At 63.7% G+C, this 25,035-nt stretch carries 25 protein-coding genes; 7 read left to right on the forward strand and 18 right to left on the reverse strand.

The genetic code is table 11. From position 1 onward, the window contains the following. Positions 1-19 precede the first annotated feature (19 nt). The 5 genes from FJ424_RS20505 to FJ424_RS20525 all read left to right on the forward strand — a co-directional run bounded on the left by FJ424_RS20505 (position 20) and on the right by FJ424_RS20525 (position 2,846). Positions 20-160 (forward strand): DUF1127 domain-containing protein, encoded by a 141-nt coding sequence (locus FJ424_RS20505; RefSeq protein WP_095765031.1) that lies wholly within the window; start codon positions 20-22, stop codon positions 158-160. 51 nt (positions 161-211) lie between these two features. Next, a complete protein-coding gene (locus FJ424_RS20510; RefSeq protein ID WP_071031998.1) occupies positions 212-352 on the forward strand; it encodes a DUF1127 domain-containing protein in 141 nt (46 codons plus the stop codon). Between the two features lie 406 nt (positions 353-758). Continuing rightward, on the forward strand, positions 759-2,168 hold the full coding sequence (trmFO, locus tag FJ424_RS20515; RefSeq protein ID WP_140652489.1) for a methylenetetrahydrofolate--tRNA-(uracil(54)-C(5))-methyltransferase (FADH(2)-oxidizing) TrmFO: 1,410 nt from the start codon (positions 759-761) through the stop codon (positions 2,166-2,168). 71 nt (positions 2,169-2,239) lie between these two features. Beyond that, positions 2,240-2,530 carry a type II toxin-antitoxin system ParD family antitoxin gene (locus FJ424_RS20520; RefSeq protein WP_140646717.1) on the forward strand — a complete coding sequence of 97 codons (291 nt, stop codon included), beginning with the start codon at positions 2,240-2,242 and terminating at the stop codon, positions 2,528-2,530. Beyond that, positions 2,514-2,846, forward strand: a complete 333-nt coding sequence (locus FJ424_RS20525) for a type II toxin-antitoxin system RelE/ParE family toxin (protein WP_181175505.1) — start codon at positions 2,514-2,516, stop codon at positions 2,844-2,846. The genes FJ424_RS20520 and FJ424_RS20525 overlap by 17 nt, the downstream gene beginning before the upstream one ends. 7 nt (positions 2,847-2,853) lie before the next feature. Here the strand turns inward: FJ424_RS20525 and FJ424_RS20530 are convergent, their stop codons facing one another. The 7 genes from FJ424_RS20530 to yajC all read right to left on the reverse strand — a co-directional run bounded on the left by FJ424_RS20530 (position 2,854) and on the right by yajC (position 9,737). Continuing rightward, positions 2,854-3,804 carry a sterol desaturase family protein gene (locus FJ424_RS20530; protein WP_181182002.1) on the reverse strand — a complete coding sequence of 317 codons (951 nt, stop codon included), beginning with the start codon at positions 3,802-3,804 and terminating at the stop codon, positions 2,854-2,856. Beyond that, positions 3,804-4,229 carry a hypothetical protein gene (locus FJ424_RS20535; protein WP_140652492.1) on the reverse strand — a complete coding sequence of 142 codons (426 nt, stop codon included), beginning with the start codon at positions 4,227-4,229 and terminating at the stop codon, positions 3,804-3,806. The genes FJ424_RS20530 and FJ424_RS20535 overlap by 1 nt, the downstream gene beginning before the upstream one ends. Positions 4,230-4,311: 82 nt before the next feature. Further along, positions 4,312-5,178, reverse strand: coding sequence for a phytoene/squalene synthase family protein (locus tag FJ424_RS20540; RefSeq protein WP_246677311.1), 867 nt, complete (start codon positions 5,176-5,178; stop codon positions 4,312-4,314). Next, positions 5,179-5,568, reverse strand: coding sequence for an Mth938-like domain-containing protein (locus FJ424_RS20545; protein WP_140652494.1), 390 nt, complete (start codon positions 5,566-5,568; stop codon positions 5,179-5,181). A 125-nt stretch (positions 5,569-5,693) separates the two neighbouring features. Continuing rightward, the gene (gene secDF / locus FJ424_RS20550; RefSeq protein WP_140652496.1) at positions 5,694-8,243 is read right to left on the reverse strand and encodes a protein translocase subunit SecDF; all 2,550 of its coding nucleotides are present in this window, start codon (positions 8,241-8,243) and stop codon (positions 5,694-5,696) included. An 89-nt stretch (positions 8,244-8,332) separates the two neighbouring features. Then, complete coding sequence (locus tag FJ424_RS20555) at positions 8,333-9,346, reverse strand: hypothetical protein (protein WP_140652498.1); 1,014 nt, start codon at positions 9,344-9,346, stop codon at positions 8,333-8,335. A gap of 52 nt (positions 9,347-9,398) precedes the next feature. After that, the gene (yajC, locus tag FJ424_RS20560) at positions 9,399-9,737 is read right to left on the reverse strand and encodes a preprotein translocase subunit YajC (RefSeq protein ID WP_095765024.1); all 339 of its coding nucleotides are present in this window, start codon (positions 9,735-9,737) and stop codon (positions 9,399-9,401) included. Positions 9,738-10,004: 267 nt separating this feature from the next. On the opposite strand from yajC, the gene FJ424_RS20565 reads away from it, so the two are divergent. Beyond that, positions 10,005-10,877, forward strand: a complete 873-nt coding sequence (locus tag FJ424_RS20565; RefSeq protein WP_140652500.1) for an ATP-binding protein — start codon at positions 10,005-10,007, stop codon at positions 10,875-10,877. Positions 10,878-11,012: 135 nt separating this feature from the next. Here FJ424_RS20565 and FJ424_RS20570 read toward each other — a convergent pair whose 3' ends face one another. After that, positions 11,013-12,524 carry a peptidoglycan DD-metalloendopeptidase family protein gene (locus FJ424_RS20570; protein ID WP_140652501.1) on the reverse strand — a complete coding sequence of 504 codons (1,512 nt, stop codon included), beginning with the start codon at positions 12,522-12,524 and terminating at the stop codon, positions 11,013-11,015. A 421-nt stretch (positions 12,525-12,945) separates the two neighbouring features. Between FJ424_RS20570 and FJ424_RS20575 the strand changes: the two genes are divergently transcribed. Further along, positions 12,946-13,614, forward strand: coding sequence for an outer membrane beta-barrel protein (locus FJ424_RS20575; RefSeq protein ID WP_348640134.1), 669 nt, complete (start codon positions 12,946-12,948; stop codon positions 13,612-13,614). 6 nt (positions 13,615-13,620) lie between these two features. Here the strand turns inward: FJ424_RS20575 and FJ424_RS20580 are convergent, their stop codons facing one another. The 10 genes from FJ424_RS20580 to FJ424_RS20625 form a co-directional block, all read right to left on the reverse strand. Beyond that, the gene (locus FJ424_RS20580) at positions 13,621-14,274 is read right to left on the reverse strand and encodes a protein-L-isoaspartate(D-aspartate) O-methyltransferase (RefSeq protein ID WP_140652504.1); all 654 of its coding nucleotides are present in this window, start codon (positions 14,272-14,274) and stop codon (positions 13,621-13,623) included. Positions 14,275-14,304: 30 nt separating this feature from the next. Further along, positions 14,305-15,063, reverse strand: a complete 759-nt coding sequence (surE, locus tag FJ424_RS20585; protein WP_040982411.1) for a 5'/3'-nucleotidase SurE — start codon at positions 15,061-15,063, stop codon at positions 14,305-14,307. A 4-nt stretch (positions 15,064-15,067) separates the two neighbouring features. Then, positions 15,068-16,372 carry a serine--tRNA ligase gene (gene serS / locus FJ424_RS20590; RefSeq protein WP_140652506.1) on the reverse strand — a complete coding sequence of 435 codons (1,305 nt, stop codon included), beginning with the start codon at positions 16,370-16,372 and terminating at the stop codon, positions 15,068-15,070. Between the two features lie 294 nt (positions 16,373-16,666). After that, positions 16,667-17,530, reverse strand: coding sequence for a twin-arginine translocase subunit TatC (gene tatC, locus FJ424_RS20595; protein ID WP_140652508.1), 864 nt, complete (start codon positions 17,528-17,530; stop codon positions 16,667-16,669). Then, a complete protein-coding gene (gene tatB, locus FJ424_RS20600) occupies positions 17,527-18,240 on the reverse strand; it encodes a Sec-independent protein translocase protein TatB (protein WP_140652510.1) in 714 nt (237 codons plus the stop codon). Before tatB ends, tatC begins: the two co-directional genes overlap by 4 nt. Before the next feature lie 83 nt (positions 18,241-18,323). Further along, complete coding sequence (locus FJ424_RS20605; RefSeq protein WP_027167260.1) at positions 18,324-18,542, reverse strand: twin-arginine translocase TatA/TatE family subunit; 219 nt, start codon at positions 18,540-18,542, stop codon at positions 18,324-18,326. 179 nt (positions 18,543-18,721) lie between these two features. Next, complete coding sequence (scpB, locus tag FJ424_RS20610) at positions 18,722-19,477, reverse strand: SMC-Scp complex subunit ScpB (protein ID WP_095765016.1); 756 nt, start codon at positions 19,475-19,477, stop codon at positions 18,722-18,724. After that, a complete protein-coding gene (locus FJ424_RS20615) occupies positions 19,474-20,274 on the reverse strand; it encodes a ScpA family protein (RefSeq protein ID WP_140652605.1) in 801 nt (266 codons plus the stop codon). The genes scpB and FJ424_RS20615 overlap by 4 nt, the downstream gene beginning before the upstream one ends. Positions 20,275-20,336: 62 nt before the next feature. Continuing rightward, positions 20,337-21,356: a beta-N-acetylhexosaminidase gene (gene nagZ / locus FJ424_RS20620; RefSeq protein WP_140652512.1), complete on the reverse strand. Its 1,020-nt coding sequence runs from the start codon at positions 21,354-21,356 to the stop codon at positions 20,337-20,339. A 132-nt stretch (positions 21,357-21,488) separates the two neighbouring features. Continuing rightward, positions 21,489-24,953: an SPOR domain-containing protein gene (locus FJ424_RS20625; RefSeq protein WP_140652513.1), complete on the reverse strand. Its 3,465-nt coding sequence runs from the start codon at positions 24,951-24,953 to the stop codon at positions 21,489-21,491. Positions 24,954-25,035 lie beyond the last annotated feature (82 nt).

Genomic DNA, 25,035 nt, shown 5'->3' on the forward strand with positions numbered 1-25,035 from the left:
AGACGAAACGAGAACTACCATGAACCTGATCCGCAACTACCGCAACTGGCGCCGCTACCGGGACACCGTCTCCGAGCTGAACCGCCTGTCGAACCGTGAACTGACCGACCTCGGCATCAGCCGCAGCGACATCCACTACGTCGCCCGCAAGGCGGTCTAATCCGCTTCGGACCGCAAATGGTCCGAACCAGTTTTGAAGAGAGTTAAGACAATGAACCTGATCCGCAGCTATCGTAACTGGCGCGTCTATCGCGACACCGTTGCTGAGCTGGGTCGGCTTTCGAACCGCCAGCTCCACGATCTCGGCATCGTTCGCGACGAGATCAAGATGGTCGCCCGCAAGGCGATCTAAGCAAGGCATTTCGCCAGGGTCGACCTCCTCCCCGACCCTGACGGATACGGCCAACCCTCACCTCCTCCCGAGGGTTGACCACTGAAACGGCGCCCGCCGGACCTCCTCCCCCGGCGGGCGTTGTTCCCGAAGCGAACGTAGTTCGTCTTCGAAGGTTTCGCCCCTTCTCAAAGGCGAAAAGAATTTTCGTCCTCAAGGGCGATAAGGAATTTCGTCAAAGCCGACCTCCTCCCCGGCAATGGCGAATAAGGTCGATCTTCACCTCCTCCCGAGGATCGACCCCCAAAACGACACCCGCCGGACCTCCTCCCCCGGCGGGTGTTGTTGTTTTCGGCGCAGGCTTCCCACTTCGCCCGTTGCTGGCCGGCAATTGCAATCGTGCCGCCAAGCGACTATTCCGGCGCTCATGAGCAAAAATCCCGTCCATATCATCGGCGGCGGCCTCGCCGGTTCCGAGGCTGCATGGCAGATCGCCGAGGCCGGCGTTCCGGTCGTGCTGCATGAAATGCGCCCGGTGCGCGGCACCGACGCCCACAAGACCGACAGTCTGGCCGAGCTCGTCTGCTCGAACTCCTTCCGCTCCGACGACGCCGAAAACAATGCGGTCGGCCTGCTGCATGCCGAAATGCGGCTCGCCGGCTCTTTGATCATGAGCGCCGGCGACGCCAACCAGGTTCCGGCCGGCGGTGCGCTGGCGGTCGACCGCGACGGCTTTTCCGATGCGGTCACCGCGAAGATCGAGGCGCATCCGCTGATCGCCATCCAGCGCGAGGAAGTGCCGGGACTGCCGCCCAAGGATTGGGACCAGGCGATCATCGCCACCGGCCCGCTGACGGCGCCTTCGCTGGCGCAGTCGATCGCCGAGGCGACCGGCGCCGATGCGCTCGCTTTCTTCGACGCCATCGCGCCGATCGTGCATTTCGACACGATCGACATGAACACGGCTTGGTTCCAGTCGCGCTACGACAAGGTCGGCCCCGGCGGCACCGGCAAGGACTACATCAACTGCCCGATGGACAAGGACCAGTATCTCGCCTTCGTCCAGGCGCTGCTCGACGGCCAAAAGACCGAGTTCAAAGAGTGGGAAGGCACGCCCTATTTCGACGGCTGCCTGCCGATCGAGGTGATGGCCGAGCGCGGTGTCGAGACCCTGCGCTACGGGCCGATGAAGCCGATGGGGCTGACCAATGCCCACAATCCGACGGTCAAAGCCTATGCGGTGGTGCAGCTTCGCCAGGACAATGCGCTGGGCACGCTCTACAACATGGTCGGCTTCCAGACCAAGCTGAAGCATGCCGAGCAGGTGCGCATCTTCCGCACCATCCCCGGGCTTGAAAACGCGGACTTTGCGCGTCTCGGCGGCCTGCACCGCAACACCTACATCAACTCGCCGACGCTGCTCGACCCTTCGCTGCAGCTGAAATCGCGCCCCGGCCTGCGCTTTGCCGGCCAGATCACCGGCTGCGAAGGCTATGTCGAAAGCGCCGCCATCGGCCTGCTCGCCGGCCGCTTCGCCGCCGCCGAACGGCTTGGCCAGATGCCCGCCCTGCCGCCGCCGACCACCGCCTTCGGCGCGCTGCTCAACCACATCACCGGCGGCCATATCGTCTCGGATGACGAGCCCGGCAAGCGCTCCTTCCAGCCGATGAACGTCAATTTCGGCCTGTTTCCACCCGTGGAAGCGCCGAAGGCCGAAGGCAAGCGCCTGCGCGGCAAGGACAAGACCGTCACCAAAAGGCACGCCATCACCTCCCGCGCCCTGGCTGAATGCAGGGCATGGTTGGGGCTGCCGGGCAGAGCTGAGGCAGCCGAATAAGCTTTTCTGTCCCATTGGCCATGCATATAAAGTAGGATATCATCCCACTTTATATGCATGGAGCGATGTCGATGGAATCTGCCGAGAAACTATCCATCACCGTAACGCCTGCCATGGCTCGCATGATCCGCGAGAAAGTCGAGGACGGGTCTTTCGGCTCCGCCAGCGAAGTCGTCCGCGCAGCGCTCCGCGCCTTCCAGCGCGAAGAGGAAGAACATGCCGAGCGAATGGCATCGATCCGGGCGCGGGTGAAAGCTTCGATCGAGGACAAGAGGCCGAACCTTTCAGGAGAACAGGTGCGCGCTCATCTTCAAGGGCTGTTTGCCGAGTATTCGAGCCCCGACGATGATTCAGCGGCTTGAAGTCGAATACAGCCAAAGCGCGAGAGATGATCTCGCTAATATTTTCAGACACATAGTCGAGGCTAGCGGAAACCCTCACGTCGCGTTGAAATTCGTTCTGCGCATCGAAGACCGCTGCCAGAACATAGGCAACGCCCCTCGCGGCGGCCGAACTCGCGACGATATCGTACTAGGCTTGCGAACCGTCCCTTTCGAGCATTCTGCCGTCATCACCTATGTTGTCGAAAGCGATGTCGTTCGCATCATCAACATCTTCTACGGCGGTCGCGACTACGAGACGTTGATTCGAGACGGTGGATCGAGCGCTCCATCCTGAAGGGGTCTTACTCCGCCGGCTCGGCACCCATCCCTGGCAATCCGGGCTTTCCTGCCTCTCCCGGATTCCTCCGCACATAAGCCGCCTTCAGCGTCTCGGACGTATCGCGCGAGCCGTCATGGCTCCAGCCCGGCGGCTGGATGAGATAGTTCAACCGCTGGGCAAGCGTCAGCCCCGGCGCCAGCGCATCCTTGAACATGCCGATCCATTCGTGGAACGCCACCTTCAGCGGGTTGAAGGTGCCGATGTTCTTGACGATGCCGTAGCGCGGCCGGTCCTGCTCCAGCTCCTCGACGAAGGTGCCGAACATGCGATCCCAGATGATCAGCGTGCCGGCATAGTTGGCGTCGAGATAGCGCGGATTGGTGGCGTGATGGACGCGGTGATGCGAGGGCGTGTTGAAGATGAATTCGAACCAGCCCCACATCTTGCCGATCGTCTCGGTATGGATCCAGAATTGCCAGACAAGGTTGAAGCCGAAGACGAAGGCGATCACCGCCGGATGGAAGCCGAGCAGCACCAGCGGCGCTTGCAGGATGAAGGTGAAGGTGAACAGGCCGGTCCAGCTTTGCCTGAGCGCCGTCGAGAGATTGTAGTGCTGGCTGGAGTGATGGTTGACGTGCTCGGCCCACACCCAGCGCACCCGGTGCGCGATGCGGTGATAGACGTAGTAGCGCAAATCATCGAGCAGGAAGGCGGCCAAAAACACCCAGATCGACAGGCCGAGATTGAAGAAGCGGAACTGCCAGAGCCACAACAGCGCCCAGTAGGACACGACGCCGAGCAGCAGTCCGGCGACGACATTGCCGGTCCCCATCATCAGGCTGGTCAGCGTATCGCGCGTTTCGAACGATCCCCTGGCGCGGCCGCTGCGCACCAGCCAGAGCTCGATCAGGATCGCCGCGACGAAGAACGGAATGGCAAGCTGGGTGACCTGCGGGAAATTATACTCATCCATCACGCAGCCTTTCGGATCTGATCACGGCCTTGCAGCGCCGCCGCCACGGCCAGCGCGCCGGCCTCGTCGGCAAAGACGAACGTGCCGCCCTTCCAGGTGAAATCGTTCGACCGCATCGACACCACATTCCCCTCCCTGGCCAGCGCCAGAACGTCTCGCGGCGTGACGATGCGCGTCAGAAAACAGTCGCCTATGCTCTGGACGATGCCGCAACGCTGCGGGCCTAGCTCAAGGAACGCGGCATGGCTGTCGGCCGTCAGCCGCACGACACCCGGCCTTTCGTCGGGAAAATCCTCGGCAAAGCGTGCGAGTGCCTGATCCGGTCCGGCAAGCGTCGCGGTCGTCGTACCGCCGGTGAAGTGCACGGCGGCGACGGACAAGGCGATGCCGAACACGACAAGAACGACCAGGACTGGCAGGCTCATGGAAAGGCTACTCCTCCGGCGGCCCGCATTTCTTCGACGCGAGTCCACATAGACGGAATCCCTAGCATGATTGACGTTTACGTCAAAGGGGCGTCCAGCCCCGCATCGCATGACGCAGGAGCAGCCAATGGCGGCGCAGGGTGGAGAGCGTCGTCGTCGAGCCGAGCGGCGACCCGCCCGCCTTCTCCATCTTGTCGAGATAGGCGCGCGTCAGCGCCAACGGCAGGAAAGCAGGCCGCAGCGCGACAGGAAGCGCCGGCGCGCCTTTCTCGAAGGCGCTGAGATGCTCCCGCGCCAGCGCGATCATAGCAGCGACCGCGCGTTCGGCGCCGGCCCCGCCCTCGCCCTTGACGAACTCTTCCGGCGTCGTGCCGGCGGCCGCCAGGATGTCCGCGGGCACGAAACACTGGCCGCGCCGGCGATGCAGCGGCAGCAGAAGCAGCAGGCCGGTGATGGCCTGAGCGCAACCGGCCCGGCCCGCCAGTTCGGCAAAGCGCGGCGCCACGACCGGATCGAGCACCATGGCCGCAAGCTGGATCAGCGCAGCGGCCGTTTCGCCGCAATAGCCCTCGAGGTCGGTCCGCGACGGCATCGGATCGTCATAGAGATCGAAGATGCGCGCCTCGAGCATGTTGTCGAAAGCGGATTTCGGCAGATGATTGCCGACGATCGCGGCCTTCAGGGCATCGGCGATCGGATGGCCGGTCTCCTCCGGCCCGTCGGCCGCGATGACGTCGCGCCACCATTGCAGCCTGACCTCGCCCGGCAGTGGCTCGTGGATGCGATCGCGCACGCCGGCGATCTCGGCGTTGAAGGCGTAGAGCGCGAGCAGCGCGTCGCGCCTGTCGGCCGGCGCGTAGAGCGCCGACAGATACCGGTCATGGTCGGCGGCGCGCACCGCATCCATGACGACGTCGCCATTCTTGACGATGTTGGACGTGCCGGCCATTCAGTCGACGGCGATCAGCGCAGCGGCCACCGCACGGTCTTCGGCGAGCAGCACGTTGTAGGTCCGCACCGCCGCCCCGGTCGACATCGGGTCGGCCGAGATCCCGGCCTCCTTGAGCGCGGCGCGCAGCGCCGCCGGCAGCGGCCGCAATTCCTTGCCCATGCCGACCAGCAGAATCTCCACCCTGCCGGCCTCGGCGAACAGCCTGTCGAAATCCGAGGCCTTCAGCGCCAGCGGATCGGCCGGCTCCCAACCACGGATGCCCGACGGCAGGACGAGCAGCGAGCCCCGATGCGACATGTCGGCAAAACGGAAGCCGCCATTGCCATAGGCCTCGATCGGCGCCTTGCCCGGGAAATGCGCCTCGCGGATGATGATGCCTTTAGCCATGGGTCTAGAGCATGATGCCGAAAAGTGTGGAGCGGTTTTCGGACGACATCATGCTCTATCTCTTTGATTTGGAGCCGGATGATTTTCAGGTTGGCTCGACTTGAAATCATCCGGCTCTGACGGCGTCAGGTCGCCACGGCCTTGCCGTTCACCGGCTTCTTCTCGTCTTCGGTGGCGGCCTGCGGCCGCAACCGGAACAGGATCAGCAGCGGCGCGGCGATGAAGATCGACGAATAGGTGCCGAACACCACGCCGAACAGCATTGCCAGCGTGAAGGAGCGGATCACCTCGCCGCCGAACAGCACCAGCGCCAACAGCGCCAGGGACGTGGTGACAGAGGTCAGCGTGGTTCTCGACAGCGTCTCGTTGATGGCGTTGTTCAAAAGCTGCGGCAGCGGCATCTTCTTGTATTTTCGCAGATCCTCGCGCACGCGGTCATAGACGACGATGGTGTCGTTCAGCGAATAGCCGATGATGGTCAGGATCGCCGCCAGCGACGACTGGTTGAACTCCAGCCCAGTCAGGACGAAGAAGCCGATCGTCATCACCACATCGTGCACCGTGGCGACGATGGCACCGACGGCGAACTGCCATTCGAAGCGGAACCAGACATAGAGCAGGATGCCGGCCAGAGCGATCAGCATGGCGATGGTGCCCTGCTTGGCGAGCTCGCCGGAAACCGTCGGACCCACCACTTCGACGCGGCGGAAATCATACTGGTCCTGCAATTCGCCCCGCACCTTGTCGATGACGGTCTGCTCGGCGTTCTCGCCGGCGTCCTGCGTGCCGACACGGATCAGCACGTCGTTCGGCGCGCCGAACTGCTGCACCTGGATCTCGCCGATGTTGAGCTCGGAGAGCCTGCTGCGGATATCGCCAAGATCGGCATCGCCCTTTTTGGACTGCACCTCGATCAGCGAGCCGCCCTTGAAGTCGATGCCGTAGTTGATGCCAAGAGTCAGGAACCCGACGACCGACAGGATCGACAACGTGCTGGAGAGAGCAAATGTCCAGCGGCGGATGCCCATGAACGGGATCTTCGTGCCCGGCGGAATGAAGGTGACCGGCGCGCGCGGCAATTCCTTCGGCCGGGCACGGCGCAGCCAGATCGACACCAGCATGCGGGTGAAGGTGAAGGCGGTGAAGACCGTCGTCAGAATGCCGATGGCATAGGTGATGGCGAAGCCCTTCACGGGACCGGTGCCCAGAAAGAACAGCACGACGGTCGCGATCAGGGAGGTGACGTTGGAATCGACGATTGTCGCAAGCGCCTTGGAGAAGCCGGTGTCGATCGCCTGGATGACCGAGCGGCCGTTGCGCCGTTCCTCGCGGATGCGTTCATAGATCAGAACGTTGGAGTCCACCGCCATGCCGATGGTGAGCACGATACCGGCGATGCCGGGCAAGGTCAGCGTGGCGCCGAGCAGCGACAGCGCGCCGACGATCATCGCCACGTGCACGGCCAAAGCGATATTGGCGATGAAACCGAGGAAACCATAGGCGACGAACATGAAGGCGACGACGAGGATTGAGCCGATCACACCCGCCACCTTGCCGGCGTGGATGGAGTCCTGACCAAGGCCGGGGCCGACGGTACGCTCTTCGATGATGGTCAATTTGGCCGGCAGGGCGCCGGCGCGCAGCAAGACGGCGAGGTCGTTGGCGCTCTCGGCCGTGAAATTGCCGGAGATCTGCCCGCTGCCGCCGAGGATCGGCTCGCGGATCACCGGCGCCGAAATCACCTGGTTGTCGAGCACGATGGCGAACGGCTTGCCGACATTCTGCTGGGTCGCCTGGCCGAAACGCGTCGCTCCGCGGGAATTGAAGGTGAACGAAACCACCGGCTCATTGGTCTGTGAATTATAAGTCGGCGTCGCATTCGACAGGTCTTCGCCCGAGACGATAACGCGGTTCTCGACCAGGTAAGGAACCGGAGGATCGTCCTGCGAATAAAGGATCGAGTCGCCAGCCGGCGGGCGATTCTTCATCGCGTCCTGGACCGGCACCGATGTGTCGACCATCTGGAACGTCAGCTTGGCGGTCTGGCCGATAATGTCCTTGAGCCTTTGCGGGTTCTGGAGCCCGGGCACCTGGACCAGGATGCGATCGTCGCCCTGCCGCTGCACGATCGGCTCGGTCGTGCCTAGCGCGTTGACGCGTCGCTCCACCACTTCAATCGCCTGCGAGAGCGCGGTCGAGGTACGATATTTGATGCCGGCATCCGTAACGGTGAACTTCAACAGCCCCGGCTCGGAATCGTCCAGCGCCATCGACTGCACGGAACCACCGGCAAACAGACCGGCCGTGACCGGGTTGGTTATCGGCTTCAGCGCGGTCTTGGCGGCGTCGACCTGGCTCGCATCGTTGATGCGCACCTGCACGGTTCGGCCTGTTCCGCCAAGGCCGGTATATTGGATCTTGGCGTCGCGCAGCAGCGTCCTGATCTCGTCGCGCGTCGTCTGCAGCTGATCCTTGATCAGGTCGTTCTGATCCATCTGCAGCAGGATGTGCGAGCCGCCCTGAAGGTCGAGGCCGAGCGTCATCTGCCGCTTCGGCACCCAACTCGGCAGTTGCGCCAGCGTGCTTGCCGGGAAAAGGTTGGGCGCGGCGAGGATCACTGTGATGGCCACGGCGAGCCAGATCAGGATCATCTTGAGGCGCGAGAAATAGAGCATTCGTTCTTATCCGTTCAGGCGTACAAGCGGCAGCGTTCCGCCATCGGCTAGATTATCAGCTATGGTTTTCGTTCCAACCACGGTCGGCCCTATCGTGCTTCCTCGACGATTGTCAATCTCGCCGGCAGCGCGCCGGTGCGGAATAACAGGGCAAGCTCCTTGGCGCTGTCGGCCGTGAAATTTCCCGATATCTGCACGGTGCCGTGCTCGATGGGTTCACGGATCATAGGTGCCGAAATCACCTGACCGTCCAAAATCACCGCAAATGGCTTGCCGATATTCCGAGTGGTTGCCCACTTGAAACGTTGCGTACCCTTGGAATCGAGCCGGAATGCGACGACAAACTGTTCTGTCGAACTGTCGCGGATCGCTTCCGCGTCCAGAACGCTGTCACCCGACACAAGCACCCGGTCTTCGACCAGATAGGGAATTGGCGGATCATCCAGCGTGTAAAGCACGCTTGAACCGGCAGGCGCCTGGCCGTTGACCGCATCGTTCACAGGCGTCGACGTATCGACCAATTGGAAGCTCAGTCGGCCTTGCCGCGCAAGGGTTTGCGCCAGGCTGTGCAAATCCGCGACGCCTGGCGCCTGAACCAGTATGCCGTCATCCGTCAACTGGACCGCGGGATCGGCCACGCCAAGTTCGTTGAGGCGATTTTTGATGACCTCGATCGACTGTGTGAGCGCGGCATAGGTTCGATACTTCGCGCCGGCATCGGTCATGGTGAACTTCAACAGGCCGCGCTCGCTATCGTCCAGCGCAAACTCCTGGACCGGACCTTCCTTGCCGGCAATGGGATCGATCACCGCCTTGAGTGCCGCTTTGGCGGCCTCGACTTGCGCGGAATCGCCAATGCGCAGTTGAACCGTGAGGCCCGATACGGCAAGGCCGCTATAGCTGATCTTGGGTTCGGCGTCGCGAAGCAGCGTCCTGATCTGGTCGCGCATTGCTTCCAGCCGACGGCTTTTTACCTGGTCGGTATCCAGGCGAAACAAAATATGCGCGCCGGGCACCGCGGCGAGAACATTCGGCGCGCCGAAGGCCATCGAGATCAGGGCAAGCCCGATCAAAATGACCTTCAGGCGCGAAAGATAGACCATATGCCGCCGTTCGTCAGAACCCTGCCCGCGGCCATCACCGCTGAGATTTCGCCTACTTCTTGGCGTTCTGGTTCGCCACCGGTTCGCCCTTGACGCGCACGTCCGAGATCGTCGAGCGCAGCGCGGTCACCTTGGTTCCGCCGCCAAGGTCGATCTCCAGCTCATTGTCGTCGATCACCTTGGTCACCTTGCCGACGAAGCCGCCGCCGGTCACCACCGTGTCGCCGCGGCGCACCGCCGAAAGCATTTCCTGGCGCTTCTTCAGCTGCGCGCGCTGCGGCCGGATGATCAGAAAATACATGATCACGAAAATCAGGACAAACGGCAAAATCGAGATAAGCATGTCTGGCGAAGCGCCGACGCCCTGGGCGTATGCCGGTGTAACGAACATCAAGAAACTCCTGGATGGTGAAATACCGCCGGGGCGGCCCCGCGAAAATTTGGCCGGAATATAGTCGGTAAACTTGCCAATGCAACTGCGCTGCGAGGCCAATCCGTTGCTTTTCCAGCCGTTTGCGGCGTGCTAGAGCGTCGCAGCGGAAGCCGCTTCGAGGCCACCGAAAAGATCATGCTCCAACAAAAGCTTGGGCCTGGTTCTTGCAGCGACGTCGTGGAAGCTGCTTCCACATGCTGAAATATCACGACAAAAAGACCTGATATGACCGACAGCCTGGACGCATTGAACAAGAAACTCGACCGCCTGATCGAGGCGGTTTCCCGCCTTGCCCCGCCGCCGGTTCCGCAGACCGACCTCGGCGTTGCCGACTGCTTCGTCTGGCAGGCGGACCTTGGCTTTCTGGAACCGGTGCGCAAGGTCAACCGCGTCGACATCGGCCTGATCCGCGGCGTCGACCGCGTGCGCGATATCCTGCGCGACAACACCGAGCGCTTCGCGTCCGGCTATGCGGCCAACAACGTGCTTTTGTGGGGCGCGCGCGGCATGGGCAAATCGTCCCTGGTCAAGGCCGTGCATGCCACCGTTAACGCCTCCGACAAGCTCGACCGGCCGCTGAAGCTGATCGAGATCCACCGCGAGGACATCGACACGCTGCCCAAGCTGATGGGTCTCCTGAAGGCGGCGCCTTATCGGTTCATCCTGTTTTGCGACGACCTCTCCTTCGACCATGACGACACGTCGTATAAGTCGCTGAAGGCGGCGCTCGAAGGCGGCGTCGAGGGCCGCCCCACCAACGTCATCTTCTACGCCACGTCCAACCGGCGGCATCTGTTGCCGCGCGATATGATCGACAACGAGCGCTCGACCGCCATCAACCCCTCGGAAGCGGTGGAGGAAAAAGTCTCGCTTTCCGACCGTTTCGGCCTGTGGCTCGGCTTCCACAAATGCTCGCAGGACGAGTATCTCGACATGATCGACGGCTATGTCCGCTATCACGGCCTGGCGACAGACCCCGAGCAGCTGCGCGCCGAGGCGCTGGAATGGGCGACCACGCGCGGCAGCCGTTCGGGCCGCGTCGCCTGGCAGTTCACCCAGGATCTCGCCGGCCGGCTTGGCAAGCCGCTGAAGGATTAGGCCTGGCCATGATCGCGAACCGAACCTTCGGTTCTCACGGCCAAAACAAAAATTGAAAAAGCCCGCTCCTTTCGGAGCGGGCTGAAGACGGCGGGCCGGACTGGAGGTCAGGCGGCCCGCAAAACGGTTCTTGTTCTATTCGAGATAGCCCGTCGGATCGACCGGGGCCGAATTCTTGCGCACTTCGAAGTGCAGCTTGGGTGAGTCGGTCGTGCCGCTCATGCCGGACAGCGCGATCTCCTGGCCGCGCTTGACCTTCTGGCCGCGCTGCACCTCGATCGAGCTTGCGTGGCCATAGACGGTGACTAGGCCGTTCTCGTGCCGCACCAGTACGGTGTTGCCGAATTCCTTGAGACCGTCGCCGGCATAGATGACGACGCCGTTCTCGGCCGCCTTGATCGGCGTTCCTTCCGGCACCGCGATGTCGACGCCGTCCTTGCCGGAACCGAAGCCGGAGATCACGCGGCCGCGCACTGGCCAGCGCATCTTGCCGATGCCGGTTGCATCCGGCGCCACCGCATCGTCGTCCTCGGCCTGCTGGATGACCTTGGCGTCTTTCTTCGGCGGCGTATAGGAGGCGAGCGTCTGCGACGGCGTGGTCTTCGCCGGCGGCGGCGTCGTCGCGGTTGTCACAGGATCGACGGCAGGCTTGGCAGCGGCAGACTTGGCGGATGCCACGACCGTGCCGCCGGCCGGAACCTTGAGCGTCTGGCCGATCTTGAGGAGGCCGTCCTGCATGCCGTTGGCCTGCTTCAGCGCCACGACGCTGACGCCGGTCTTCCTGGCGATCGAGGACAGCGAGTCGCCCTGCTGCACGGTGTAGGAGCCGCTGGCGCCAGCCGGCTTGGCCTCGGCCATCCGCGGCGCGGGCTTGGGGTTCTTCGAGCCGCTGGCCGCGGCCGATGCATCGACCTGAGCGGCCGACTTGCCGTCCTTGACCTTGGGCTGCTGCGGCAGCACAGCGACCTTTTCCGGCGCGGGCTGCTTCGGCGTGTTCGTCGGCTTGCCTTCGGCGACCCTTGGCTCCGTCTTGCTGGAATAGGCATAGGCGGGGATGACGATCTTCTGGCCGCTGCGAATGCCCTTCTTCGGATCGATCCCGTTGACCTTGGCGATGGCATCGGCCGGCACATGGTAGTGCGCTGCCAGGCCCGAAAGTGTCTCGCCGTCCCGCACCACGATTTCGGTCGCGTGCCGCGCAGCGCTCGCATCGGGCTCGGCGGTCTTGAACGGCTTGGCCGCAGCAACCGTGCCGGTGGCCGTCCTGTCGAGATGCGGCGCGGGAGCAAGCGCCGAAGCCGGCGCGAGGGCGGGAGCCGAAGCGGTACGCATCGGCTTTGCCGGCGCCGGCGCGGAGGGAGGCGGCAGTTGCTGGGCGGTGACCGGCTCGAGGCTCGAGCGGCTCACCGACTGGGTGTGGGTGCCGTCGACCGGCGCAGGCGCGACAGTATCGCCCGGATAGGGCTGGTCGACATTCTGCTTGTTGATGATGGCACGCTGATTGTTGGTGGAGGATGTGAAGACATCATCGACACCGTTGAAGCGCATCGACTGGGAACTGCACCCGGCCGCCGCGCCGGCAATCATCAGGACAGCGCAACCGCGCGCCAGATTGCGTCTGTTTGCCTTCAAGTGATTGAATTGCATCGCACTAACCCGCACAGACCCGGTACAAACTGGCTGTAATTAAAGCGCGTTAATGTTACTGGCCGGTTAACCCATTAGAATCCGGCGAAAATTTTCTTAAAACATTGGCGGAAATTTTGGCGCGGCCAAAATCCGGGCGACGGCGACGCGGACATCTCGGCTTTCCGGCGCATTCGCGGCTGGTTCTTGGGACCGCGGGCTTCGCTTCATTTGCCAGGCCGGGAACAAAGTTCAATCGCCGAACATCGAAGTGATCGGCCCGGACGCCGCAGTCTCCTATCCAAGTATAGTTTGGATTCAAATATTCCCGCGTGTTGCTTCCAGGTAACGGGATTTCCGGATCGGGTTCCGATACCGTCAGGGAACTTGGGAGGGTCCTTCAATGAAATGTTTTCTCGTCGCCGCGGCGTTTGCCGCTGCCTTGGCCGCCGCTGCGCCTGCATCCGCCGCCGATCTCACCGAAACGCCTGTCGCCGCGAGCTATGACTGGAGTGGCTTCTACATCGGCGCCAATGGCGGCTGGGGATCGAGCCACTCATGCTGGGACGCTCAACTTGCCGGCCTGTCTTTCAGCGAGGGCTGTCACAACGCCACCGGCGGCACCGTCGGCGCACAGCTTGGCTATCGCTGGCAGCGCAACGACTGGGTGTTCGGGCTCGAAGCGCAAGGCAATTGGGCCGATCTGAAGGGTTCCAATGTCAGCGAATTCATTCCCCCTTTTATAGATCGTTCCCGCGTCGACTGGTTTGGGCTGCTGACGGCCCAGGTCGGATACAGCGTCGACAACGCTCTCTTTTACGTCAAAGGCGGCGCGGCCGTGACTCACGACCGTTTTGAGGTCCTCTTTCCCCCGGATATCCCCGCTGGCAAGACCGGCGATCAGACCCGGTGGGGCGGCGCGCTGGGCGCGGGCCTCGAATACGGCTTCGCCCCGAATTGGTCACTCGCAATCGAATACGATCACCTGTTCATGCCCGACAAGACCACTGCTTTCGCGGCAGTCGGGCTGCCCTTTCCGTTCGGCACGGATCGGATCGGCCAGGACGTCGATCTGGTCGGCTTGCGGCTGAACTTCCACTGGAACGGTTGAGAAAAGCTAGATCACCGCGGCGACGCTGCGCAGGATCGGCTGCAGCCTGACCATCCCGATGTCCTCGCGCTCGAAGCGGCTGCCCACCTTGGTGAGTTTGGCCAGCACCTGCTCGCCTTCCTCCGGGCCGATCGGCGCGATGACGATGCCGCCGCTCGACAGCTGGTCGAGCAGGAAGCGCGGCAGGTTGTCGAAAGCCGCCCAGGCGACGATGCGGTCGAACGGCCCTTCATTGGGCAGGCCGTTGGAGCCATCGGCCTGGCGGGTGATGACGTTGCTGATGGCAAGCGCCTCGAAGCGCTGCTTGGCCTGCTCGGTCAGGGTTTTGTAGCGGTCGATGGTGATGATGCGCGCCGCAAGCCGCGACATGACGGCTGCCGTGTAACCCGAGCCGGTGCCGATCTCGAGCACGCGATTGCCCGGCTCGATGTGAAGCGCTGCGATCACCGCCGCCTGCAGATCGGCGCCCTCGATTGCCTCGCCGCATTCGATCGGCAGCATGCCGTCCGACCAGGCGATCGCATGGAACTGGGCCGACAGGAAACCACGCCTTGGCGTCGCCTCGAAGGCCGCGACCAGCGCTTTCGGCGCCGTGCCCCTGCCCCGCAGCCTGAGCAGGAAAGCGGCGAAACCTTCGCGGTCGTCCATGCCCGTGTTCATGCCAACGCCTTGTTCATGCCAACGCCTTGTTCATGACAGCGCCTTGGTCAGCTGGTCGCGGAGTTCATGGGCGGTGAGGTCGAGTTGCAGCGGCGTCACCGACACCAGCCGGTTGCGCATTGCATAAAGGTCCGTGCCCTTCTTGCCTTCGACCGGCTCGCGGCCGAAACGCAGCCAGTAGTAAGGCAGGCCACGCCCGTCGCGCCGCTCGTCGACCCACAGGCTGTGCACCAGCTTGCCCTGCGAGGTGACGACGGTGCCCTCCACTTCGTCGGGGGCGCAGTTGGGGAAATTGACATTGAGCAGCACGCCTTCCGGCAGCGGCGTTTCCACCAGGCGCTTGAGCAGCGCCGGCGCCAGCGCCTCGGTCGTCTCGTAAGGAACGACGCGGTCCTCGCCGACATAGGAATAGGCCTGGCTGACCGCGATCGAGCGCACGCCGAGCAGCGCGCCTTCCATGGCGCCGGCAACGGTGCCGGAATAGGTGACGTCGTCGGCGATGTTGGCGCCGGAATTGACGCCGGACAGGATCAGGTCAGGCGGTCCGGGCAGGATTTTTTTCGTGCCCATGATGACGCAGTCGGTCGGTGTGCCGCGCACGGCGTAATGCTTCTCGCCGATCTTGCGCAGCCGGAGCGGCTCCGAAATCGACAGCGAATGCGCATAGCCGGACTGGTCCTGCTCGGGCGCCACCACCCAGACATCGTCCGACAGCGTGCGGGCTATGCGTTCGAGCGACGCCAGCCCCTCGGCGTGGATGCCGTCGTCGTTGGTTAGGAGAATGCGCATGCCGTCACTTCGATTCGATCTTGGTAAGACCACCCATGTAAGGCCGCAGCACTTCAGGAATGGTTACGCTGCCATCCTCATTCTGGTAGTTTTCGATGACGGCTATGAGAGCGCGGCCGACCGCGGTGCCCGAGCCGTTCAACGTATGGACGAAGCGATTGCCCTTGCCGTCCTTGTCCTTGTAGCGGGCATCCATGCGCCGGGCCTGGAAATCGCCGCAGACCGAGCAGGACGAGATTTCGCGATAGGCGTTCTGCCCCGGCAGCCAGACCTCGATGTCGTAGGTCTTGCGCGCGCCGAAACCCATGTCGCCGGTGCACAGCGTGACCGTGCGGAACGGCAGGCCGAGCCGCTTCAGCACCTCTTCGGCGCATTGCGTCATGCGCTCATGCTCCGCGATCGAGCTTTCCTGGTCGGTGATCGAGACCAGCTCGACCTTGTAGAACTGGTGCTGGCGCAGCATGCCGCGCGTATCGCGGCCGGCGGAACCTGCTTCCGAACGGAAGCACGGCGTCAGCGCGGTGTAGCGCAGCGGCAGCTTCTCATGCGCGGTGATTTCCTCGCGCACGAGGTTTGTCAGTGGCACCTCGGCCGTCGGGATCAGGCCGAGGCGACTGTCGCCATGCGGCGTGAAGAACAGGTCCTCCTCGAATTTCGGCAGCTGGTTGGTGCCGAAAAGCACCTCGTCGCGCACCATCAGCGGCGGGATGATCTCTTCATAGCCGTGCTCGGTGGTGTGCAGGTCGAGCATGAATTGGCCGAGCGCGCGCTCCAGGCGCGCCAGCTGGCTCTTCAGCACCGTGAAGCGCGAGCCGGACAGTGTCGCCGCGCGCTCGAAATCCATCATGCCGAGTGCTTCGCCGACCTCGAAATGCTCCTTCACCCAGTTCGGCCGCGTCGGCACATCGCCGACGAGGCGCCTGACGACATTGTCGTGCTCATCCTTGCCAATCGGCACGTCTTCGAGCGGCACGTTGGGCAGCACGGCAAGCGCGTCGTTAAGCGCCTTGTCGAGCTCGCGCTCGCGCGCCTCGCCATTCTGGATGAACACCTTGATGTCGCTGACTTCGCTCTTGAGCTTCTCGGCAAGTGCTGAATCGCCCGAACGCATGGCGTTGCCGATCTCCTTCGAGGCGGCGTTGCGACGCTCCTGCTTGACCTGCAGCTCACTGAGATGCGAACGCCGCGCCTCGTCCTTCGCGACCAGATCGTCGACCGTGGACTGCGCCTCGCCCGCCGACCACGAGCGCTTCACCAGCGCCTCGACAAGGGCCTTCGGGTTGTCGCGAATCCATTTGATGTCAAGCATGGTCGATCCTCAAACTAATGCATGTCGCCCAAAAGTGTGCAGCGGTTCTGGGAAAACGACATGCATGAAAATAGAGCCTTAAACCGCGTCGCACGCTTTAATGCATGTCGCGCAAAAGTGACCTCGGTTTTGCGACAACGACATGCATCAAGCAACGACCTAAAGCGCGTCGCGTGAATCCGTTTCGACGCGACGCGCTTTAAGGATCGAGGGCGTAAACCGCATCCGTCGTCGATGCAAGACGGCGGGCAAATGGACCGCTGCGATTTCCTACCCCAGGCGGCGCCGTTTAGGTCAGGAGGCCGAGGTGTCCGGCGTGTCGCTCGAAACCGAACTCCCCGCCTCCGCCTGCTCGCGCGCCAGGCGGTCGCGCGCCTGGGCGCGCTCGATCATGCGCGAGGACCAGATGGCAACCTCGTAGAGGATGATGGTCGGGATAGCGAGGCCGCATTGGCTCATCGGATCGGGCGGCGTCAGCACCGCGGCGACCACGAAGGAAAGGACGATCGCCCATTTGCGCTTCTCGGCCAGCGCCTGCGACGACAATATGCCGACACGCGTCAAAAGGCTGGTCACCACCGGCAGCTGGAACACCAGACCGAAGGAGAAGATCAGCGTCATGATCAGGCTGAGATATTCCGATACCTTCGGCAGCAGGGAGATCTGCACCTGGTCGTTGGTGCCGGTCTGCTGCATGGCCAGGAAGAACCACATCACCATCGGGGTGAAGAAGAAATAGACCAGCGAGGCGCCCATCAGGAACAGGATGGGCGAGGCGATCAGGAACGGCAGGAAGGCGCTGCGCTCGTTCTTGTAGAGGCCCGGCGCAATGAACTTGTAGATCTGCGTCGCAATCAGCGGGAAGGCGATCACCATGCCGCCGAACATGGCAAGCTTCACCTGGGTGAAGAAGAACTCCTGCGGCGCGGTGTAGATCAGCTCGACCTTGTGCGGGTCGAGGCCTGCCCATTGCGTCGCCCATTTGAAAGGGACGACCAGAAGGTTGAACAAGCGCTTGGCGAAGAAGAAGCAGACGAGAAAGGCGACAAAGAAGCCGCCCAGCGACCAGATCAGCCGGCGGCGCAGCTCGATCAGGTGTTCGATCAGCGGCGCGGACGATTTTTCGATTTCTTCCTTTTCCTTGTCCGAAACGCTCACTTGGTGTCGCCCGCCATCTTCTTGCTGTCGGTTGCTTTCTTCGCCGTGGCTGGCTTTGCCTCAGCCTTGGGCGCCGCCTTCCTGGCGGGCGCGGCGACTTTAACCGAGGCCGATGAGGGTTTGGCCGGCGCCTTTGCGGCCGGTGCCTTCGCTGCCGCAACTGCCTTTGCCGTGGCGCCAGTCGTCTTTGCCTTGAGGGTCGCAGCCTTTTTCGCCGGCCGGGCCGGCGCGGCGGTCTCGGAAACCGGTGCGGTGACGGAGGCGTCGGTCATGGCAGGGAAGATCGGGGTGGCTGAGGCAGCCTCGGTTCCGTTGGCGCCGGGCATGTCCGTCGCGCCGTTCTTGAGCGGCTCGGCGGCCTGCGGAGTCTCTGCCGCCGGTGCTGTCGGATCGGCGGCCGGCTTGGGCTTCATCATCGTATCGACGCCGGACCGCACGTCGGCCGCGGCCTGCTCGAACGGATTGAGCTGCTTGCGCACCTCGTTCAGCGGATTGAGGCCGCGCAAGCTATCGATGGAACTCTTGACGTCGTCGAGCTCTGCTTCCTTCAGCGCCTCGTTGAACTGCTTCTGGAAGTCGCCGGCCATGGCGCGCAATTTCGCCGCGGTGCGACCGAAGGTGCGCAGCATGTTGGGCAAATCCTTAGGCCCGACGACCACGATCATGACGACCGCGATCACCAGCAGTTCGCTCCAACCGACTTCAAACATGACAATCTATTCCGACGAGTGCCTGCCGCCCAAAAATGCGAAGCGGTTTTGGGACAACGGCATGCTCAAACCAACAACCGGGATCAGCTCTTGCTGACCTTTTCCTTGGCCGGCGAAACAGTCTCATCAGCGCGATGTTCGACGGTACGCTTGTCGTCGGCGTCGTCGTCGGCCATGCCCTTCTTGAAGCTCTTGATGCCCTTGGCCATGTCGCCCATCAGTTCCGGGATCTTGCCGCGGCCGAACACCAGAAGCACGATGACCAGCACGATCATCCAATGCCAAATCGAAAATGAACCCATTGCTATTCTCTCTCGAATGTTTTCCCTGGCGATGATCTATGCGTTTTCGCTCGGGGATTCAAACACAACCGCTAGGAAGTTGATAAAATGGCTAGCGGATGTCACGCACTTTCGGCGTGAGCGGCTTGCTACCAATCCGCGCAGCCTCTGCTAATAGACCATTCGCGGCGATTTGATGATCACTCGTCAGTGACGCGCGGCGTCAACAGCCCGAGTTCCTCGAGGTCGATATCGGTCAGCGCGTCCTCGTCTTCGGCGAGCGCATCGGGATCGGCCGGCGGCACCGGCATCGAGAAATTGGCCGGCATGCGCGTCGAGAGCAGGCCAGCGCCCTTCAGCTCCTCCATGCCGGGCAGATCGCGGATCTCTTCCAGCGCGAAATGATCCAGGAAAGCGTCGGTGGTGCCATAGGTCACAGGCCGCCCGGGCGTGCGGCGGCGGCCGCGCATCCTGACCCACTCCGTTTCGAGCAGCGTATCGAGTGTGCCTTTCGACGTCTCGACGCCTCTAATGTCTTCGATCTCGGCGCGCGTCACCGGCTGGTGATAGGCGATGATCGCCAACACTTCGAGGGCCGCGCGCGAAAGCTTTCTCTGCTGGACCGAGTCCCGGCTCATCAGGAAAGCCAGGTCACCTGCGGTGCGGAAAGCCCAGGCATCGCCGACCCGTACCAGGTTTACGCCGCGCTTGGCATAGATTTCCTGCAGATCCGCCATTGCGGCGGCAATGTTCACGCCTTCCGGCAGGCGCGCGGCAAGCTGCTTTTCGCTGACCGGCTCGGCGCTGGCGAAAATGATCGCCTCTGCCATGCGCACGGCTTCCGACAATTGCAGCCGCTCGGCCGGGTTCTCGATGGAACCCTGCTCCGCCATCTCGTCTTCCGGTTCGTCCTCGACCTTGAACGGGATGACCGAAGCGTTGGCGCGTTCGCTCATGATACCACCTCGACTGCCCTTACCCCTTGCGCGCGGCCGCGCAGATAGATCGGCGCGAACACCTGGTCCTGCCGCATGTCCAATTTGCCCTCGCGCACCATTTCCAGCGTCGCCGCGAAGGAACTGGCCATCGCCGTGCGCTTCTCTTCCGGCGCGGCCAGATATTCGATCAGGAAACTGTCGAGCGTCGTCCAGTCGCCGACCGAGCCGATCAGCCGCGCCAGCACCTCACGCGCATCCTTCAACGACCAAACGGCGCGCCGGGCGATCGTCACATTGTTGATCGCTTGCTTCTGGCGCTGCTGCGCATAGGCGGTGAGCAGGTCGTAGAGCGAGGCCGAAAAGCTGTTGCGCTTCTCGATGATCACCATTTCCGGCATGCCGCGCGAAAAGACGTCGCGGCCGAGACGGTTGCGGTTGACCAGACGCGCCGCGGCGTCGCGCATGGCTTCCAGCCGCTTCAGCCGGAATTGCAGCACCGCCGCGAGTTCCTCGCCGCTTTCGCCCTCTTCGCCAGGCTGCTTCGGGATCAGCAGCTTCGATTTCAGGAAGGCGAGCCACGCCGCCATCACCAGATAGTCGGCGGCAAGCTCGAGTCTCAGCGCCCGCACCTTCTCGACGAAGGCCAGATATTGCTCGGCGAGCGCCAGGATCGAAATGCGCGCCAGATCGACCTTCTGGTTGCGGGCTAGATGCAAGAGAAGATCGAGCGGACCTTCGAAGCCGGCCACATCGACGACCAGCGACGGGTCGCCTGTCAGGCGTGAATCGTCGTTCTCGGCCCACAGACGGTCCATCGGTGCGGCCTTCGCGGCCCTGCCTTCCAATGTCTCCGCCACTTGCCGTTCGTCCCTTCGGTTCAGGCCACCGCTTCGAAATAGGTGGCGAATTCTGCGCGTATCGCCGTTTCGTCGGCGACGTCGCGATCCTTTATATAGGTCAGCGCCCGCTCGGCTCTCGCCAAGGACTTGCCCGACAGCGCCGTCGTGCGCGAGGCGATCCCCGACATCTCCTCGAAAACGCCGTTGCAGTGAAGGACGAGATCGCAGCCGGCCGCAAGGATCGAGGCCGCCTTTATCGGGAAATCCCCAGAAAGTGCCTTCATCGAGGTGTCGTCGCTCATCAGCAGCCCATCGAAACCGATCTCGCCGCGGATCACTTGGTCGACGACCTTGGCGGATGTGGTCGCCGGATTGTCGGGGTCGACGGCGCTGTAGACGACATGCGCCGTCATCGCCATCGGCAGCTCCCTAAGCGCCGTGAACGGGGCGAAATCATGCCGGCGGAGCTCCTCCAGCGGCGTATCGACGGTCGGCAGCGCGAAATGCGTGTCGGCAAAGGCGCGGCCGTGGCCGGGAATATGCTTCATCACCGGCAGCACGCCGCCGGACATGAGCCCCTCGGCCGAAGCCCGGCCAAGCTCGATCGCGGCATTGGGCTCCTTGCCATAGGCGCGCGCGCCGATGACGTCGCTGGCGCCTTCGACCGGCACATCGAGCACCGGCAGGCAGTCGGCGGTGATGCCCAGGCGCGAGAGATCGAAGGCATGCAGCCGCGCCATCAGCCAGGCGGCGCGGCGGCCGGCCTCACGATCGTCGCGCCACAACGCGCCAAGCGCGCCGCCGGCCGGATAGTTCGGCGCCAGCGGCGGGCGCAGCCGCTGCACCCGGCCGCCTTCCTGGTCGATGAAGACCGGAGCGTCCGGGCGGCCGACGCTGTCGCGCATCGAGGCGACAAGGTCGCGGATCTGCCCGGCTTCGCCGATGTTGCGCGCAAACAGGATGAAGCCCCAGGGACGTTCATCGCGATAGAAGCGGATTTCGTCTTCGGCGAGGGATTTCCCGGCGCAGCCGAGGATCATGGATTTTGATTCGCTCATGCACCAAAGCTTAAGGCTTTGGGCGGGCAAAGGGAATCACCCCTGCACTTCGACCAGCCAAAGCCCACAACCGTCCACAACGAAAAGCCGGCGCGGCCTTGCGGCGGCGCCGGCTTTGGAAGCTGAAACCTGTCAGCGCGATACGAAGCAGTTGCCGCCGGCCGCCTTGTAGCTGGTGCAAAGGTTGATCGCATCGTTGCGCGACTGGGCCGGAACGCGGACGCGGTAGAAGGTGCCCTTGCCCGCGACCTCGGCCTTGACGATGTTGGCGGTGCGGCCGGAGAGCACGCTGCCGTAGCGGCGTTGCAGATCCTGATAGGTCGACTGCGCACTTTCGACCGTCGGCTGTGAGGCGATCTGCATCGACCACGAGCCGCCGCCGGCAGCTACCGCCGGATCGATCGAAGCGACCTGGTCCGGCTTGACCTCACCGACGATATCGACCGGCTGGTCGGACGGACGCGCCGGCGCCACCGGCACCACCGCCGGCGTGTTGGCCGACTGAGCCTTGGCTTCAACCTTCTTCGCGGGCTTCGCCGGCTTGGCGGCAGGCGCATCGGCCTGGTCCGCGTCGGAAGCCACGGTTCCCGTTTGCTGGCCGTCGGAGGCCGGTGCGACATGCTGCGGCATCGGATCGCTCGGCTCGGCCGCCGCGACCTTTGGCGCGGCCGGAGCCGGGTCTTCACGCGGCACCAGCGAGCCGTCCGGCTTCACCATCATGGTCTTCACCTTGCGCGGCGCGACGGCGACGACGTCGTTGTTGACGGTGTTGTCGGCATCCTGCTGCAGCACCTGGGCGATGCGGTCTTCCGACTTCGGCGCCGGCGCTGCCGGCTGCGCGCTTGCCGGCGCTGCCGGCTGCGCGCTTGCCGGCGCGGCAGGTTGCGCGCTTTGCGGCACGGTCGCTTGCGCGACGCCAGGCAGGGCTGCAGCTGAATCGTCGGCGGCGTCAGTGCCGGCCGCGGCGTCTTTGTCGTTGGGCGCGAGATCGACGACCCGGCTCGGCGGCGGTTCCTTCGATGCCAGGTCCACGGGCTGCTCGGTGGTGTTCACCAGCTTCTGCTGCGCCGGCTCGGCGGGCTTGGCCGCGCCGCCGCCCTTGGCCACCGCGTCATAAACCTTGTTGTCCTGGTTCGGCACCACCGTGCCGCCCGGATTTTCGGGCTTCACCTTGATCGGCGAATTGTCGGCCTTGACGATAACCGGAGCGTCGCTGCCGCCCTTGCCGCCGAAGGAGAAGGCCAGCGCGCCAAGGCCGCCGAGAACCACCACGGCGCCGACCAGCGCCGCGATCATCACGCCGCGCCGGCGCGGCTGCGCCGCCTCGCGCTCGGCAAGCCCGGGGATCGCCATCGCTTCCTCGAGCTCGGGATCGTAGTCGAGCTCATCGGCGGCGAAATCCTCCGCCTGCGAAACCGGCCGGCTGCCGGGCAGGTCGTCGGCGTCGTAATCGTTGGCGACGGCAAACGAAGCCGGGGCCACCGGAGCCGCCGGCGCCTCGGTGCGCAAGTCACGACGGTCATAACCGTTGAAGCCGGCGCTGTAGGATTCGTCATCATAGCCCCGGTTCTGCGCGGGCGCCGGCGCGATCTCCGTCGCATTCATGTCGGTGAGCAGGCTGGCGAATTCCGCATCGAGATCGTCGTAAGCGGGCGCCGCCGGCTGGTCTTCCTCGAAGCTGAGCTCCGGAATGTCGAGGTCGTCCGCGAGCGCGACCACGCGCTCCGGCACATCGACCGTCTCGACATCCGGCACATCTTCGTGCTGGCGAGGCGGCGACGAAGGCACCGGTGGCTGCGTCAGCATGGCATAGGCGGAATAATCCGTTGCCGGTTCGCTGCGGTAGGCCGGCGCCGCCATCTGCACTGGCGCTGAAGGCGCCGCCATCTGCGCCGGAGCCGAGGGCGCCGGCTGCGCGGCAAACGAAGCCTGCACCGGCGGAGCCGAGGTCGGGGTCGAGCGGCTCCACGACTTGCCTGATTCCGTAGGCGTCGAATGCAGCCAATCGGAGGAATTTACCGGAGACCTTGCCGTGGCGGCAGTTGCCCGTTCAGCTTCGATGCTCTTGGCGAAAGCAGCGCCGAAATCGTCATCGAAATCAACATCGGCCTCGGTTTTGGCCGAGCTTGAGAAATCCTGGCGATCGAGTTCGCTGGCAAGCAGGTCGTCCATGTCGCTTTCTGCCGGCTGAGCGCCCTGCCCGTTCTGCGCCGACTGGTGCTCGTCGAGATCCCAGTCGAGATCATCAGCCGCCGCCTTCCCGCCAGCGTAGCTTGCGGGTTCCGCAACCAGACGTGGCGCGGGAGCGGGCTCCTTGACCGCGGGCATCGGTCGCGCGGTCATGGCGCCGAGCAGCGCATTGAGCTCGTCTTCCAGGCTTCGTTCGCTGGCCGCCGGCCTCGCCGGTTCGACGGCGGCGACAGGCGAAACCAGCGCGGCGGCGACAGGCGGAACCGGAGCGGCGACGACAGGAGCCGGCTCGACCGCGGCAGCGGGCTCGACGGCCGGAGCTTGCGGCTCCTCGTTCAGCGCATCGCGGAAACTCAGTTCGAAATCGTCATCGAGGGTCAGCGCCGCGGCAGGCTCAGGCGCGGCGAACTCCGGTTCGGCGGCGAAATGGGCCGTCTCGGTCGGCACCTCGACCATCGGCGCCGGGTCATCGTCAACTGCCGGCTCCGGCTCCTGAAAATCCTGAGCCTGGCCGAGATTGACATCGACATCGGTCATCGTCTGGTCGAAGTGACCGGCAAAATCGTCCTCGGAAATCAGCGGATCGGCCGCGGAGACTTCGACCGGCTCGACGGCTTGCGCCTGCTGCTCCGGCTCGTGGCTCTCAAACGACAGCTCGTCTTCGAGCGACATCTGGACGGCATTGTCGAAATCGGCGTTGAACGCCTCTTCGCTCGCGGCCTGCACGGCCTCGACAGCGGCCTGACGGGCCTCAGCCGGCTCGTGATAGTCGAGGTTGGCGGGTTCGTGATGGTCGAGCTGGAAATCCTGGTCCAGCGAAGCCGCCATTTCCTGATCGATAGGAAGCTCGTCTTCGAGCGGCGAGACATCCAGCGACCTGGCGACGGCCTTGTCGAAATCATCGTCAAAAGCGACTTCCGGCTCGGGAGCTTCCTGTGGCTCCGGCGCGAAATGCGGCTCCGCTGCAAAATGCGCCTCCGGCGCGGCTTCCGGCTCCGGCGCGAAATCCGCCTCCGGCACATGGGCCACGGCGAAATCGGCATGATCCGCCGCGTCATCGAACACGAAATCCTGCTCGAAGGACGCAGTCAGCTCGTCGTCATTCGCGGCGGCGCTGGCGGCCTCGAAAGCCGGCTCATAGCCGATCTGATGCAGGGCAGCCTGCTGAGCGACCGGCTCGCTTTCCTCGACGGAATCGAACTCTCCCATCAACTCCTTTTCGAGGTCGATGTCGAAATCGTCCGCCGCTGGACCCTGATTGATCGGCGCGGCCTTCTCGGCCGCAGGAGCCGGCTGCCGCACCGGCTGGCGCGGGTCGAAACCCATGATCCGGGTCAGTTCCGCGAACGGATCATCGTCGGCGATGTCGTTGTGGTCGGCTACTTTCAGCGGGGTTCTGTCTGCCATTATTGTTCCCGAACTCGCACACAGTCGGACGCCATGGACGTCGCGCAGGGTTGGCCCTTACCAGCGCAATGTGGGCAAAAGG

The organism is Mesorhizobium sp. B3-1-8, assembly GCF_006439495.1.
Classification (GTDB): domain Bacteria; phylum Pseudomonadota; class Alphaproteobacteria; order Rhizobiales; family Rhizobiaceae; genus Mesorhizobium.

Coding starts and splice junctions, on each gene's coding strand:
- FJ424_RS20505 (WP_095765031.1), top strand. CDS start 20: ATGAACCTGATCCGCAACTACCGCAACTGGCGCCGCTACCGGGACACC.
- FJ424_RS20510 (WP_071031998.1), top strand. CDS start 212: ATGAACCTGATCCGCAGCTATCGTAACTGGCGCGTCTATCGCGACACC.
- trmFO (WP_140652489.1), top strand. CDS start 759: ATGAGCAAAAATCCCGTCCATATCATCGGCGGCGGCCTCGCCGGTTCC.
- FJ424_RS20520 (WP_140646717.1), top strand. CDS start 2,240: ATGGAATCTGCCGAGAAACTATCCATCACCGTAACGCCTGCCATGGCT.
- FJ424_RS20525 (WP_181175505.1), top strand. CDS start 2,514: ATGATTCAGCGGCTTGAAGTCGAATACAGCCAAAGCGCGAGAGATGAT.
- FJ424_RS20530 (WP_181182002.1), bottom strand. CDS start 3,804: ATGGATGAGTATAATTTCCCGCAGGTCACCCAGCTTGCCATTCCGTTC.
- FJ424_RS20535 (WP_140652492.1), bottom strand. CDS start 4,229: ATGAGCCTGCCAGTCCTGGTCGTTCTTGTCGTGTTCGGCATCGCCTTG.
- FJ424_RS20540 (WP_246677311.1), bottom strand. CDS start 5,178: ATGGCCGGCACGTCCAACATCGTCAAGAATGGCGACGTCGTCATGGAT.
- FJ424_RS20545 (WP_140652494.1), bottom strand. CDS start 5,568: ATGGCTAAAGGCATCATCATCCGCGAGGCGCATTTCCCGGGCAAGGCG.
- secDF (WP_140652496.1), bottom strand. CDS start 8,243: ATGCTCTATTTCTCGCGCCTCAAGATGATCCTGATCTGGCTCGCCGTG.
- FJ424_RS20555 (WP_140652498.1), bottom strand. CDS start 9,346: ATGGTCTATCTTTCGCGCCTGAAGGTCATTTTGATCGGGCTTGCCCTG.
- yajC (WP_095765024.1), bottom strand. CDS start 9,737: ATGTTCGTTACACCGGCATACGCCCAGGGCGTCGGCGCTTCGCCAGAC.
- FJ424_RS20565 (WP_140652500.1), top strand. CDS start 10,005: ATGACCGACAGCCTGGACGCATTGAACAAGAAACTCGACCGCCTGATC.
- FJ424_RS20570 (WP_140652501.1), bottom strand. CDS start 12,524: ATGCAATTCAATCACTTGAAGGCAAACAGACGCAATCTGGCGCGCGGT.
- FJ424_RS20580 (WP_140652504.1), bottom strand. CDS start 14,274: ATGAACACGGGCATGGACGACCGCGAAGGTTTCGCCGCTTTCCTGCTC.
- surE (WP_040982411.1), bottom strand. CDS start 15,063: ATGCGCATTCTCCTAACCAACGACGACGGCATCCACGCCGAGGGGCTG.
- serS (WP_140652506.1), bottom strand. CDS start 16,372: ATGCTTGACATCAAATGGATTCGCGACAACCCGAAGGCCCTTGTCGAG.
- tatB (WP_140652510.1), bottom strand. CDS start 18,240: ATGTTTGAAGTCGGTTGGAGCGAACTGCTGGTGATCGCGGTCGTCATG.
- FJ424_RS20605 (WP_027167260.1), bottom strand. CDS start 18,542: ATGGGTTCATTTTCGATTTGGCATTGGATGATCGTGCTGGTCATCGTG.
- scpB (WP_095765016.1), bottom strand. CDS start 19,477: ATGAGCGAACGCGCCAACGCTTCGGTCATCCCGTTCAAGGTCGAGGAC.
- FJ424_RS20615 (WP_140652605.1), bottom strand. CDS start 20,274: ATGGACCGTCTGTGGGCCGAGAACGACGATTCACGCCTGACAGGCGAC.
- nagZ (WP_140652512.1), bottom strand. CDS start 21,356: ATGAGCGAATCAAAATCCATGATCCTCGGCTGCGCCGGGAAATCCCTC.
- FJ424_RS20625 (WP_140652513.1), bottom strand. CDS start 24,953: ATGGCAGACAGAACCCCGCTGAAAGTAGCCGACCACAACGACATCGCC.